This is a genomic window from Candidatus Poriferisodalis sp., from assembly GCF_965262965.1.
GTDB lineage: Bacteria > Actinomycetota > Acidimicrobiia > Acidimicrobiales > Poriferisodalaceae > Poriferisodalis.
This window is the reverse complement of record NZ_OZ253573.1, coordinates 3,745,444-3,757,643: the sequence shown is the minus strand read 5'-3', so window position 1 is coordinate 3,757,643 and position 12,200 is coordinate 3,745,444. Positions and strand designations below refer to the sequence as shown.

General features: G+C 67.0%; 15 protein-coding genes. 1 reads left to right on the top strand and 14 read right to left on the bottom strand.

The features are described 5' to 3' along the window. Positions 1-3: 3 nt before the first annotated feature. The 9 genes from ACQY5K_RS18010 to ACQY5K_RS17970 form a co-directional block, all read right to left on the bottom strand. Positions 4-1,431, bottom strand: a complete 1,428-nt coding sequence (locus ACQY5K_RS18010; protein ID WP_428118221.1) for a phosphatidate cytidylyltransferase — start codon at positions 1,429-1,431, stop codon at positions 4-6. 21 nt (positions 1,432-1,452) lie between these two features. Next, complete coding sequence (frr, locus tag ACQY5K_RS18005; RefSeq protein ID WP_428118218.1) at positions 1,453-2,019, bottom strand: ribosome recycling factor; 567 nt, start codon at positions 2,017-2,019, stop codon at positions 1,453-1,455. Then, entirely contained in the window at positions 2,016-2,729 is a 714-nt protein-coding gene (pyrH, locus tag ACQY5K_RS18000; RefSeq protein ID WP_419920661.1) for a UMP kinase, read from the bottom strand. The genes frr and pyrH overlap by 4 nt, the downstream gene beginning before the upstream one ends. Positions 2,730-2,790: 61 nt before the next feature. Beyond that, positions 2,791-3,597, bottom strand: coding sequence for a translation elongation factor Ts (gene tsf, locus ACQY5K_RS17995; RefSeq protein ID WP_428118215.1), 807 nt, complete (start codon positions 3,595-3,597; stop codon positions 2,791-2,793). A 98-nt stretch (positions 3,598-3,695) separates the two neighbouring features. Then, positions 3,696-4,709 (bottom strand): 30S ribosomal protein S2, encoded by a 1,014-nt coding sequence (gene rpsB / locus ACQY5K_RS17990; protein WP_428118212.1) that lies wholly within the window; start codon positions 4,707-4,709, stop codon positions 3,696-3,698. Between the two features lie 165 nt (positions 4,710-4,874). Further along, on the bottom strand, positions 4,875-5,414 hold the full coding sequence (locus ACQY5K_RS17985; protein WP_428118209.1) for a murein hydrolase activator EnvC family protein: 540 nt from the start codon (positions 5,412-5,414) through the stop codon (positions 4,875-4,877). A gap of 77 nt (positions 5,415-5,491) precedes the next feature. Then, complete coding sequence (locus ACQY5K_RS17980) at positions 5,492-6,394, bottom strand: tyrosine-type recombinase/integrase (protein WP_428118206.1); 903 nt, start codon at positions 6,392-6,394, stop codon at positions 5,492-5,494. A gap of 66 nt (positions 6,395-6,460) precedes the next feature. Next, a complete protein-coding gene (dprA, locus tag ACQY5K_RS17975) occupies positions 6,461-7,609 on the bottom strand; it encodes a DNA-processing protein DprA (protein ID WP_428118203.1) in 1,149 nt (382 codons plus the stop codon). 44 nt (positions 7,610-7,653) lie between these two features. Next, the gene (locus tag ACQY5K_RS17970) at positions 7,654-9,171 is read right to left on the bottom strand and encodes a YifB family Mg chelatase-like AAA ATPase (protein WP_428118200.1); all 1,518 of its coding nucleotides are present in this window, start codon (positions 9,169-9,171) and stop codon (positions 7,654-7,656) included. Between the two features lie 438 nt (positions 9,172-9,609). On the opposite strand from ACQY5K_RS17970, the gene ACQY5K_RS17965 reads away from it, so the two are divergent. Beyond that, positions 9,610-9,819 (top strand): hypothetical protein, encoded by a 210-nt coding sequence (locus ACQY5K_RS17965; RefSeq protein WP_428118197.1) that lies wholly within the window; start codon positions 9,610-9,612, stop codon positions 9,817-9,819. A gap of 43 nt (positions 9,820-9,862) precedes the next feature. Here the strand turns inward: ACQY5K_RS17965 and ACQY5K_RS17960 are convergent, their stop codons facing one another. The 5 genes from ACQY5K_RS17960 to ACQY5K_RS17940 all read right to left on the bottom strand — a co-directional run bounded on the left by ACQY5K_RS17960 (position 9,863) and on the right by ACQY5K_RS17940 (position 12,197). Next, positions 9,863-10,207 carry a YraN family protein gene (locus tag ACQY5K_RS17960; protein WP_428118194.1) on the bottom strand — a complete coding sequence of 115 codons (345 nt, stop codon included), beginning with the start codon at positions 10,205-10,207 and terminating at the stop codon, positions 9,863-9,865. Between the two features lie 39 nt (positions 10,208-10,246). Beyond that, on the bottom strand, positions 10,247-10,591 hold the full coding sequence (gene rplS, locus ACQY5K_RS17955; RefSeq protein WP_419920670.1) for a 50S ribosomal protein L19: 345 nt from the start codon (positions 10,589-10,591) through the stop codon (positions 10,247-10,249). A gap of 68 nt (positions 10,592-10,659) precedes the next feature. Then, positions 10,660-11,454 carry a tRNA (guanosine(37)-N1)-methyltransferase TrmD gene (trmD, locus tag ACQY5K_RS17950; RefSeq protein ID WP_428118191.1) on the bottom strand — a complete coding sequence of 265 codons (795 nt, stop codon included), beginning with the start codon at positions 11,452-11,454 and terminating at the stop codon, positions 10,660-10,662. Further along, positions 11,447-11,965 (bottom strand): ribosome maturation factor RimM, encoded by a 519-nt coding sequence (gene rimM, locus ACQY5K_RS17945; RefSeq protein ID WP_428118188.1) that lies wholly within the window; start codon positions 11,963-11,965, stop codon positions 11,447-11,449. Before rimM ends, trmD begins: the two co-directional genes overlap by 8 nt. After that, entirely contained in the window at positions 11,931-12,197 is a 267-nt protein-coding gene (locus ACQY5K_RS17940; RefSeq protein ID WP_428118185.1) for a KH domain-containing protein, read from the bottom strand. Before ACQY5K_RS17940 ends, rimM begins: the two co-directional genes overlap by 35 nt. Positions 12,198-12,200: the final 3 nt, after the last annotated feature.

Below are 12,200 nucleotides of genomic sequence, written 5' to 3'. Positions count from 1 at the left end.
GGCCTAGACCACGTACGTGCCGACGAAGTACGCCGCGGGAAGGGCGAACAGCAGCGCGTCGAAGCGGTCGAAGACCCCGCCGTGCCCTGGCAGGAGGCTGCCCATGTCCTTGACCGCCACATCGCGCTTGACAAGGGATTGCGAGAGATCACCGAGCGGCGCAGCCAGCGCGACGGCCAGGCTCAGCCACAGCGCATCGAGCGTGTTGTCCGTCCAGGGGAACACCCCCGGGAAACGGTTGAGCACCAGCGTGGTGACGATCGCGGACAGCACGATGCCGCCGATGAGGCCCTCGTGCGTCTTGTTCGGGCTGATGCGAGGGGAGAGGCGGCTCTGGCCCGTTGTCCGTCCGATGACGAAACCGCCAACGTCGTAGACCACGGTGCCGATCACTGCCCCGATGAGCATCGAGTCACCGTTCGGCTCGCGCAGCATGAGCGCCGCGAACGAGCCCAGTCCGCCGACCCAGAGCAGGCCGAGCGCGGAAATCGCAAGGTTCGCGGTCGGATGGTCGCGCTCGACGCCGATGAGAAACCAGCAGAACATGGTCACTGCTGCGACTGCGAGCACGATCGGGTACGCCTCGACACCTCGCAGGTGTACCGCAATCGTCAGTCCGCCGACACCGGCGAGACCGACCAAGGTCGCAGGCCGGTATCCCAGCGGACGAGCCGCCCGGTAAAACTCGGCTGCGGCCAGCACCAGCACGATCACAACGAGCGCGACCGTTGCAACCTCGCCGAGTCGCAGCGCGCCGAAGAACAGCGTCGCGAGTACGGCACCGACGGCGATCGCCGCCGGCAAGTTACGGCCGCTGCGGCCAGCTTCGGGGGCACCGCCGTGCAGCACCGTTCGAGCCTCGTCGCTCACGACTCCACGCTCCTCGTAGTCCTGGCTCCCCTCACGCCAATGTGACGCAGACGCATCGAGCCGAGCCCATTGGGCGAAGCGATCAGCCTCGGTAGATGCGCCTTCCGCAGCGGGGGGAGCCTCCGAAGCAGCGGCCTCGGTCGCAATCGCCGCTGGCACGGGGACCGACGCGACCGTCGGGTCCGACGGCCCAGGCTGGAGATACTCCGGTACTTCGCCGGAGGTCGCAGAGGCCGGTGCACCCTGTTCGGCTCGGGGAATCTGCGGCGGTGCAGCGTCGGCAGGCTCGAACAGCGGCTCATAGCCGGGCTGGTCGGCATCGGCGGATGTCGATGTTGCTTCTCCGGCAAGGCGTGGATCATCCGGGAGTTGGGGAAAGAGCCGGGAGCCGCCGCGAGGCTGCAGGGTTTCATCAGACTCAGAGGGTTCCGCCGGCATCGCGGACTCATCGGTCTCGAAGCTCACGAGGGGTCGAGTAGCACCCAGCGGATCCTGCTCATCGGCAGGATCGCGAGGGCTGTCGCCCCGATGCTGCGGTGGATGCTCGCTGCTATCGGACATCTACCTTCCACACCTGCTCGGTCACACCTCGAGGAGTTCCTGCTCCTTGACGTCCAACGCCCGGTCGATGTCTCCGACGAATTTGGCGGTTGAGCCGTCGAGCTCACTTTCGAAGCTCTTCTTCTGGTCGGCGGAGATCTCCTTCTCCTTCTCGAGCGTATCGAGATCGTGACGAGCGCTGCGACGCAGATTGCGCACGGCGACGCGCCCGTCCTCAGCCATTTGCTTCACCACACGTACCAGATCGCGGCGTCGTTCCTCGGTTAGCGGCGGGAAGACCAGACGCAGTACATGGCCGTCGCTGGACGGGTTGATACCGAGGTCCGACTCCATGACCGCCTTGGAGATCGCGTCGAGAGCGCCTCGGTCGAACGGCTGGATGACAAGCATCCTGGCCTCGGGGACAGAGAATCCGGCAAGCTGCTGCAACGGGACAGAAGCACCGTAGTAGTCGACTTGAAGCTTCTCGACGAGCGCCGGGGTCGCTCGACCGGTGCGCACTGTGGCGAAGCTGGAACGGGCGTGCTCGAGGGCGCTGCGCATCCTCTGGCGAGCATCCCCACAGATCTCAGCGGCGAATTCGCTCACCTGACCAGCGTACCGAGCGCCTCCCCCTCGACGACGGCACGGAAATTGCCCGGTGTCATCAAGTCGAACACGACGATGGGGGTCGCGTTGTCCTTGCACACGGCAATCGCGGCAGAGTCCATCACCGCCAATTCCCTCGACAGGACCTCGAGGAATGTCACCTCGCTCAGCAGTCGAGCATCAGGGTCAACCTGGGGATCCGCGGTGTACACGCCGTCGACGCCCGAATGGGTGCCCTTCAGCACGACGTCGGCGTCGACCTCGGCGGCGCGCAGCGCCGCGGCAGTGTCGGTGGTGAAGAACGGGTTGCCGGTGCCAGCTGCGAAGATGACCACACGGCCCTTCTCGAGGTGGCGAACAGCACGGCGTCGGATGTACGGCTCGGCGATCTGTGCCATGTCAATGGCAGTCATAACTCGGGTCGGCACGTCGCGCCGCTCGAGGGCGTCTTGGAGTGCAAGTGCATTGATGACAGTCGCGAGCATTCCCATGTAGTCGGACTGAGCGCGGTCCATGCCGCCGCGAGAACCCGACATGCCACGCCAGATGTTCCCGCCGCCCACGACGACGGCGATGTCAATCTTGAGCGAGCTCCACACATCGGCGATCTCCGAAGCAAGCCGATCGACGACGCCTGCATCGACATTGTTGCCACCCGCGTCAGCGAGCGCCTCGCCCGACAGCTTGAGGACGACCCGCTTCAGGGGCACCGAACCTTGCCAACGACGGGGCCTCTGCGGCTCTTGCGATGCAGCCGCGGACTCCACGGGCTCAGCGGCCGATCTCGACCTGGGCGAAGCGCGTGACATCTGCAGATCCGATGAGATCCGCGATGGTCCGCTTCTCGTCCTTCACGAATTTCTGCTCCATCAGCGCGTGCTCGCGCAGGTAGCCCGTCAGGCGACCTTCGACGATCTTGGCAAGCGCAGCCTCGGGCTTGCCCTCGTTGCGGCTGATGGCTTCGAGCGTTGCCCGTTCCGCGTTGAGCACCTCATCGGGCACATCCGATCGCCGGATGTAGGTTGGCCGATTGCTGGCGATGTGCAACGCGACGTCGTGTGCGATCTCGGACGTGCCGCCGTCAAGCTCGACGAGCACGGCGTTGACGCCTCGGCCGTTCTGCTGGTGCACGTACGCGTCGAGGCTCGATCCGGCAGGCGTTTCGAAGCGCTCTATCTTGCCGACGGCAATGTTCTCCTTGAGCGTGATCTTCAGGTCGTCCAGCGCAGCGGAGTGCTCGGCAATCGCATCGGCTCCGGCGGTGAGCACCGTGCTCAGCAGCTGATCGGCCATCGACTGGAAGCCGTCGGATTTGGCCACGAAATCGGTCTCGCAGCGAAGTTCGACAATCGCGCCGACTGCGCCGTTCGCCGACGCAGCCACCTGCGCCACGACAACGCCCTCGCTGTTGTCGCGATCCGAGCGAGAAGCGGACTTCGCGATGCCGTTCTCGCGCAGCCACGTTGCGGCTGCATCGGCGTCGCCGTCGCAGCGCTGTAGAGCATTCTTGGCGTCCATCATCCCGGCGCCAGTGGCGCGGCGCAGAGCTTGGACGTCCTTGGCGGTGAACGCAGCCATGTCAGCTAACTCCTTGTCCCGTGTCGTTCGTGTGAGCTGTTGAGTCTTGAGATGTTGAGTACTGAGCTGCTCAGTGATGCCTGCCGAGCGTTGCGCGCTCAGCGCGACGGGTCGTCGGATGCCTCAGTTTCCGATCCAGGAACGGTCGCAGCCTCGAGCGTCGCTGCATCAGGCTCGGCGACCGCGTCGAGGTCGGCAACGTCGAGGTCGGCAACGTCGAGGTCGGCGGCACCGCCCCCTGTCCGCATGTCAGGCACCGCGGCTGCCGCCGCCGCCTTGGCCGCCTGATCGGCTGCGATGCGAGCTTCCCTGGCAGCTGCTTCAGCCATGGCGGAGCGCTGCGCTTCGGCCTGCTGGGCGGCGATGCGAGCTTCTTGTTCGGGTGTGCGCTCCGAGGGAGCCGGCGCCGCGACACCGCTGCGCTCTGCCATGAACTTGCCCTCGCGAACGGCGTCGGCCACGACACGGCACAGCAGTTCCGTCGAGCGGATCGCGTCGTCGTTGCCCGGGATGACATAGGAGATCGGATCGGGATCGGAATTCGAGTCGGCAACGGCGACGACCGGCAGTTTCAGCCGGACCGCTTCTGCGACTGCGATGTGCTCCTTCGGCGTGTCGAGCACGAACACGGCGTCGGGCAGCTTGTCCATGTTCCGGATGCCGTTGAGGTTCCGTTGCAGCTTGGTCAGCTCACGGGTGTGCAGCAGCGCTTCCTTCTTCGGCATGTTCTCGAAGTCGCCGACGGCGCGCATCCGTTCGTACTCGAGCATCTTGGTGACACGGCCGCGGATCGTGCGGAAATTCGTGAGCATGCCGCCCAGCCACCGCTGATTGACATAGGGCATGCCACAGGCATTGGCGTGGTGCTGAATCGGGTGCTGAGCCTGACGCTTGGTGCCGACGAAGAGGATGGTGCCGCCGCCCGCCACCGTGTCACGCACGTAGCCGTAGGCGTTCTCGAGCAAACCGAGCGTTTGACGCAAGTCGATGATGTAGATGCCGTTGCGCTCTCCCCACAGGAAGCGCTCCATCTTGGGATTCCAACGGCGGGTCTGATGACCGAAATGGACACCGGCGGTGAGCAGATCGGTCATTGTCACGACAGCGGACATGGTTGCTCCTCCCCACGGTTCGCGGTGCTGCGCTGGGGACGACGCCGCTGCTTCGCAGCGACGACCGTGGGGTCGCCTCAGCTGATCGGGCGCTTATTCCGCCAGTGGTACTGGCGCAACTCGCGCATTGGGGTTTTGGCTGGCCGAAGCGCCCGAGAGCAAGCCTCACAGCGCCGCGATGCCAGCGCCGGAGTGTAACCAGCGCAGTTGCAGGCGATACACCGACACGCCCGTCGGTACCAATCTCGCTGCGGGCCGCCGATGACCGACTGTCGCCGATCCGTCGTCGCCGAAGACGGCAGCGGGGTCGACGTAGACCTCGCCGCGGCGCACGCCGACGTGCAGCCGGTCGCCGGTCGTGCCGAGCACTTCGCCCTGGCGGACTCGAGCGCCGCGCCTGATTCGGATACTGGCGACTCCCGAATACGAGACACGCAGCCCGTCAGGATGGGTGACGGTGAGGTGCAGCCGTCCTCCGACCGGCCCAGCGAAGCTCACAACACCCTCCGCTGCCGCCCGGTAGAACGAACCGGGCTGCGTCGCGATCTCCAGACCGCGGTTGCCGGGCCCGTATGGATGCGAAGGCGGTCGGAACGGATCAATGACCGTTCCCGCGACTGGCCACACGTAGTTGACGGGCCGCACCCCTGGTGCAGACTGCGCCGCTGCGGGCACTGCGGCCGCGAGCACCGCGCCCGTGCTCACACCCACGGCGACCGTCAGCGCAATGATCGTGCCCGTTACGCCGCGCCGTAACCGTGGGCAAGCATGCGAGGACCCACTCAGGCCCGAGGATGTGCCGAGTCGTACACCTCGCGCAGGCGCTCGCGGCTCACCCTCGTGTAGATCTGCGTGGTGCTGAGCCGCTCGTGACCCAGCAGTTCCTGCACGACGCGCAAGTCGGCGCCACCGTCGAGCAAGTGCGTCGCATAGGTGTGGCGCAGCGCGTGCGGATGAGTCGGCGTCGCGGCGTGACGGTCGAGGATCCGCTGAACGTCGCGTGGACCCAGTCGCTTGCCCCGCAGGTTCACCAGCAGCGCTGCGTTGTCGCGGTCGGCGGGACGGGCCAGCTTCGCCTCGTCGAAATCGTCGCTGCCGCCGCTGCACCAAGCCTCGAACAGCTTCGTGGCTGGCTCGCTGAGCGGGATGCGCCGATGCTTCGATCCCTTGCCGACCACGTCGATGTGGGTGTTCGGGGACCTGAACGCGTCGCGGTCCAGGCCACAGAGTTCGGCGACGCGCAGTCCGCTGCCGTACAGGAGCTCCAGCACCAACAGGTCGCGCAACGCCACGGCGCCGTCGGGCACCGACCCGTCTCCGAGCATTTCGGACATCTCGCCCACCGACAGAACTCGCGGAAGCCTGCCCGAGCCGGCTGGTGCCGCGAGACCGATGGTGGGGTCGACACTGATCGCGCCGTCGCGCTGCAGCCAGGCGAAGTAGCGCCGCAGTGCAGACGCCTTGCGTGCGACTGAGCGCCGAGACAACCCGCGTACGGACAGGTGTGACACAAAGCGCCGCAGCCAGCGCCGATCGACGTCGTCGGGACGATCGATTCCGCCGCGGGCGGCCCACTGCGCGAACTGGCTCAGGTCGGTGCGGTACGCCCGCTTGGTGGCGTCGGACGCCGCCGTCAGCGACAGCACAAATTCGGAGATCCGCCACTCGGGGGGCGCTTGGACCACCAGATCCACAGTACCGATGCGTTGGGCCACGACCGGGCGGATTCAGAGGCCGGATCACGGCTGAGGTCATCGCGTGCGCTCCCACCATCCAGCTGTCTCGGCCGCCCAGCCCGACAGCTCCAAGCGCCCGAGCGACGCCGCCACCTCCGCCAGGCCGGCACCGGTGCACAGCACGAGTTCATCGGCCGTACGTGAGGCCGGACCGAGTTCGTCAAGAACTGTGCGGTCGAGCGGCGATTCGGGCATCGGCAGTTCGAACAACGCTCCACTCGGCGCCGATTCGAGTTCGCTCCATCCCAGCGCCAGCAAGATGTCCCCGACGTCGCACACGGGTGGACAGCCCTCGGCCAAGAGACGGTTCGTGCCCATCGAGACATCGCTGGTAATGGGCCCCGGAACCGCCATGACAGGTCGGCCTCGTTCCGCGGCGGCGTCGACGGTGTAGAGCGAACCGCCAGACTCGGCGGACTCGACCACCACCAGCACATCGCACAGTGCCGCGACGATGCGGTTCCTGGCCGGAAAGCGCCACCGCAGCGCTGGCGTGCCGAGGGGGTATTCGCTGAGCAGCGTGCCGCGCTGTGCGATGTCGACCCACAGCGATCGGTTCGAGGCCGGGTAGACGTGATCGAGGCCACTGCCGACGACACCGATGACCAGACCGCCCGCGTCCAATGCCGCTCGCTGCGCGATGCCGTCGATCCCTGAGGCGAGACCCGACACGACGGTCACCCCAGCCTCGGCGAGACCCTCCCCAAGCTGCTGCGCGACGGTGCGGCCGTAGGCGCTGCACCGGCGGGTGCCGACGATGCCGACCCGTCTCGTCGCGGCATAAAGCTGCGTGCCGCGCCCGAACAGCAGTGCTGGCGGTTCGGGATCCACCTTCCAGACTTCTCCAGTTTCTCCGCCGGTCGGTATTTCCAGCCACACGCCCGCCTGCTCATGTGCTGCGAGGCGATCGACGCCAACTGGACAACCGTTGCTCGCTGCTCGCTCGTGTGCTGCGGCCAGCGCTGCACGCCAGGACCCCACGAGCACCCCGGTCACTCCCGGGCACACCAGCAGGGCTCCGAGCGAATCAGAGCGCCCGCGGCAGAGCTTCGCGATGGCTTCTTGTGCACTGGCACCGTCAAGCAGTGCACGCATTCGGGCAGGGCCGACATGCGGCAGTGAGCACAGTTCCAGCAACGCGCCGAGCTCGGCCCGCTCCGCCACAGCAGATCCCGTTGCCGTCACTGTCGAGCCGCCACTGGGCCCCATCACTGGGCTGCCGCTGTTCCGAGCAGCTTGCCGGTATTGGCTCGGAGGTTGAGCGCCTCGGCCAACCGGGACTCGTCGATGATCGGTTCGTCGCCGGCGAGATCGCACAGGGTGAGCGCGACGCAGCGAACGCGGTGCATCCCCCGGCCGCTGAGCAGACCCCGCTGCAGGCGCTCGCGTAACACTTCTCGCGCTCCGTCAGTCAGCCGTGTGTGACCCTCCAATTGCGTGCCTGTGAGCTCGGCGTTCGTCTCGATTCCGCGAGCCGTCGCGCGAGCGCGCGCTGCGGCCACGCGGGCCGCGACCGCTGATGTCGGTTCACCCCGCGCGCCGTTGAGCAGCGCATCGGGCTCGGGCCGCTGCACCATGACACGCAGATCGAAGCGGTCCAGCAGCGGGCCCGACAGGCGCCGTGCATAGCGTTGGCGGGCGTGATCTGAGCAACGGCAACTGCCGGGCCGTCCGGCTTGGCCGCACGGGCAGGGGTTCATCGCCGCGACCAGCAGAAAGCGGGCAGGAAATTCGCAGGCCCCCGCAGCCCGACTGACGCGCACGACACCTTCTTCGAGCGGTTGGCGCAGGGCGTCGAGCACGCTCGGTGCGAACTCTCCGAGTTCGTCGAGAAACAGCACGCCTCGATGTGCGAGCGAGATCTCCCCCGGACGGATTGCCGCCGATCCCCCGCCAATGAGCGCAGCCATTGTCGCGGTGTGATGCGGGTTGCGAAGTATCGGACTCGTCGCCAGACCCGTGGGCAACGGGAGTCCCGCCGCGGATTGCACCCGAGTCGCCGCCAGGGCGAATTCGCGGCCGAGATCGGGCAGCAGGCCGACAAGTCGCCGCGCCAGCATCGTTTTGCCTGCACCGGGCGGACCCAGCATCAAAAGGTGGTGTCCTCCCGCGGCTGCGACCTCGATGGCCCGTCGTGCCTGGGGCTGGCCGACGACATCGCGGAGGTCCGGTCCGCACACTCGGCGCTGAGGCGGAGGGTCCGGTGGCGGATCGGGCCATGGCGTCTTGCCGGCGAGCACCGAAGCCAGCTGGCCCAGTGTTTCGACCGCATAGACCTCCTTGGAGCCCGCTGCGACCGCAACGTGATACGCCTCTCGCGGCACGATCACCACGCGGTCGCTGAGCGCATCTACCAGCGGAAGCGCGCCGACCACAGGCCGAATTGCGCCGTCGAGGCCCAGCTCCCCCAGGAATGCTCTGCCTCGCAGGGATGACGACGGCACCTGTTCGGTGACCGCCAGCACACCGGCAGCCATCGCAAGATCGAGCGCCGCGCCGCCCTTGCGCAGCCCCGAAGGAGCCAGATTCACCGTGACGCGATGCTTGGGCCACTCGAGCCCAGCCGTCATCACGGCTGCACGCACGCGATCGCGAGCCTCACGACACGCGGCGTCAGGGAGACCGACGATGGTGAACGAGGGCAAACCGTTGGACAGGTGTACCTCAACCGTGACGACGTGACCGTTGACCCCGACGAGGGTCGCTGAAGTAGCAGTAGCCAGCATGGGGATTCCTTCGACAGATCCGGGACAACGGCACCCGACGGTGCAGCCCGGGGATCACTGGGGATGCCCGCTAGGGGCGACGATCGAAGTGCCGCAGCATGCGTCGCCGAGGTCCCGCTCAACGAAGGGGCCGAGGCGCTGCGGTACAGCGGGACCGTAGGCGGCGTGCTCGCGGACTCCAAGCAACTTTCTTGCGCGGGGTGCGCGGTGTTGCGCAACGCGCGTGAGGTGACAGTTGTCGGCCTGTGTGGCGAAGCCATTTGTCCCCCGCTCTCGTTCGCTGCGGTTCCGCGCGGTCTGTCTCTCGGGCGATACTGCAGGCGTGGGCTACGACCCGTATCGCAAGCACCGCACCACGCGGGTCGATTACGTGCTCGTGGCGGCGGCCACCTCGGTCGCATTGGCGTTGCTGGTGTGGGCACTGTGGGGCTGACCCAGATGCGAGATGACGAAGAGGTCCCGGGTTACGAAGTCCGCCGCGTGCAGCCCTACGAGGCTCGCAAGCGCTACGTCTGCGGCGGCTGTGCCAACGACATCGACGCCGGCGTCGGTCATATCGTGGCGGTGCCCACCGAGGCCCCTGACCTGCGCCGTCACTGGCATTGGAGCTGCTGGCAGGCACGCGACCGGCGCCGACCGCGCGGCTGACAGCGCGGCAAGGACTCACGCGGCAGCGTCCGGCGACTTGGGCTCAGAATGCCCCCTGAATCACTTCGACCTTGCCAGCGACGACGGAGACAGCATCGAAGCGCACCGGCCCGGCCCAGCCGGGGCCCTCGCGCAGGTACTGTGCGGCCAGACGTCGCACCCGCTGCTGCTTGCGAGGGGTGATCGCCTCGAAGCCGGTGCCGAAGCTGTCGGTCGATCTGGTCTTCACCTCGCAGACGACCAGATCGGTGCCGTCGGTGACGATGAGATCGAGTTCGCCCTCGGCGCAACGCCAATTGCGCTCAAGAACTCGATAGCCGCGCTCGACGTACCAGCGCGCAGCGCGGTCCTCGCCGAAGCGGCCCAGGGCTTGGCGGCCGGCAGTCACGCGCTCGCAGCGTTGCAGAGCGGCTGGTCGGCGAGCGGTTTAGAAGCGCTTCTCTTTGATGCGCGCTGCTTTGCCGACGCGGTCGCGCAGGTAGTACAGCTTCGCCCGACGAACGTCGCCGACGGCCACGCGCTCGATCTTGGCGATTGTCGGCGCGTGCAGCGGGAAGGTCCGCTCGACGCCGACACCGAAGCTGAGCTTGCGAACGGTGAACGTTTCACTGATGCCGGTGGATTGCCGTGCGATGACGTACCCCTCGAAGACCTGGGTCCGCTGTCGATTGCCCTCGACGACGCGTACATGGACGCGCACCGTGTCTCCGGGGCTGAATTCGGGGTGGTCGTCGCGCAGACGAGGCTGGTCGACAAGATCGGTGCTCTGCATGGCAGTCCGGCTCCTGGGGTCTGCGACCTGACAATTGGGCGGTCCGGCGAACAGGACGTCCGGCGAGGCTACCGGCGAGAACTCCCAGGAACTCCGCTGTCGGACATCGACAGTCCAAACTCATCAAGCAACGCTTGGTCGTTGTCGTCGAGCCCCCGGGCCGCGAGCAGATCGGGACGTTCCCGGGCCGTGCGCACCAGCGCCATGGCGCGCCGCCATCGAGCGACGCGCTCATGGTGACCGCTGCGGAGCACCTCGGGGACGTCGAGATCTCGAAACGATGCGGGGCGGGTCCAATGCGGGTATTCCAGCAAGCCGCTGGCGAAGCTCTCGTCTGTGCTGGAGTCGGCGTTGCCGAGCACGCCAGGCACGAGCCGGGCAACGGCCTCGACGACAACCATGGCGGCGAATTCGCCTCCGGCAAGCACGACGTCGCCCACCGACAGCGATCCGTCGACAAGCGCGACGCGAATGCGCTCGTCGACACCTTCGTAGCGCCCACACAGCAGACTGAAGCCGCCCCCCGCTGCCAGCTCTGCAGCGGTTGCCTGGTCGAATCGATGCCCTCCAGCGTCCAGCAGCAACAGAGGGCGCGGCGGGTCGACCATCTCCACAGCCGCGAACACCGGTTCGGGCGCAAGGATCATGCCCGGTCCGCCACCGAACGGCGCATCGTCGACGCTGCGATGCGCGCCCGTTGCGGCCATCCGCAGGTCGTGGCATCGCAGGTCCAGCAGGCTCGCGCGGCGAGCTCGACCCAGCACGCTCAAGTCGCACATGACGTTGAGTTCATCAGGAAAGATCGTGAACAGATCGATGCGCATTCCCGAATCCGGGCCGTCGGGAACCTCCACCTCAGCCATCGACAAGCTCGAACAATCCGTCCGGTACCTCCACGTGCACTGTGCCTGGCTCAGTGCTCACGACGAACGTCAGCGGCACCAGGTGACCGGTGTCCAGTTCGAGCAAGTCCGCGGCCGGATTAGCCACGACGTTCGTGACGACTCCGGCGGCATTCCCGTGCTGGTCGACGACGGTGCTGCCGCACAGCTCGTGAACCCACAGCTCGTCGGGATCGTCGAGCGGAGTGGCGTACAACGTGGTGCCGGCGAGCTCGGTCGCCGCGTCCCGGTCGGCGACGCCGTCGAGCCCGAGCAGCCACCGCGTGCCGTCGCGACGCGAGCGCGTCACTGCCCTTTCGCCGCTCGCGGTGACAAGCACCGAGCCGACGGCAAAACGCTCATCGCGGTTGGTGACTGGATGCACCGCAACTTCACCGCGCACTCCATGGGCGCGGCCGATGCGTGCGATCTCCAGCAGGCCCTGCGGCGGGCGGGCGTCAGTCCCTGAAATCGACTTCGACCTGGACGCCATCGCGATGTGCGGCGGCGCGCACCAGCGTGCGTATGGCGTTCGCGACGCGTCCTCGCTTGCCGATGACCCGGCCGATGTCCTCAGAGCTCACTGTCGCCGTCAAGCTCAGCTTGGAGCCCGACTCGGCGATCTCGACCTCGACTTGATCTGGATGTTCGACGAGTTGGGCGATGAGGTACAGGAGCACCTCTTCTGCGGTGGTCGGCTCGGCGGGAGCGGGTGCATCTGCCACGTC

What these genes read in the sequence shown, in the direction of transcription:
- ACQY5K_RS18010 (WP_428118221.1), bottom strand. Translation starts at nt 1,431, where the DNA reads ATGTCCGATAGCAGCGAGCATCCACCGCAGCATCGGGGCGACAGCCCT.
- tsf (WP_428118215.1), bottom strand. Translation starts at nt 3,597, where the DNA reads ATGGCTGCGTTCACCGCCAAGGACGTCCAAGCTCTGCGCCGCGCCACT.
- rpsB (WP_428118212.1), bottom strand. Translation starts at nt 4,709, where the DNA reads ATGTCCGCTGTCGTGACAATGACCGATCTGCTCACCGCCGGTGTCCAT.
- ACQY5K_RS17970 (WP_428118200.1), bottom strand. Translation starts at nt 9,171, where the DNA reads ATGCTGGCTACTGCTACTTCAGCGACCCTCGTCGGGGTCAACGGTCAC.
- ACQY5K_RS17965 (WP_428118197.1), top strand. Translation starts at nt 9,610, where the DNA reads ATGCGAGATGACGAAGAGGTCCCGGGTTACGAAGTCCGCCGCGTGCAG.
- rplS (WP_419920670.1), bottom strand. Translation starts at nt 10,591, where the DNA reads ATGCAGAGCACCGATCTTGTCGACCAGCCTCGTCTGCGCGACGACCAC.
- trmD (WP_428118191.1), bottom strand. Translation starts at nt 11,454, where the DNA reads ATGGCTGAGGTGGAGGTTCCCGACGGCCCGGATTCGGGAATGCGCATC.
- rimM (WP_428118188.1), bottom strand. Translation starts at nt 11,965, where the DNA reads ATGGCGTCCAGGTCGAAGTCGATTTCAGGGACTGACGCCCGCCCGCCG.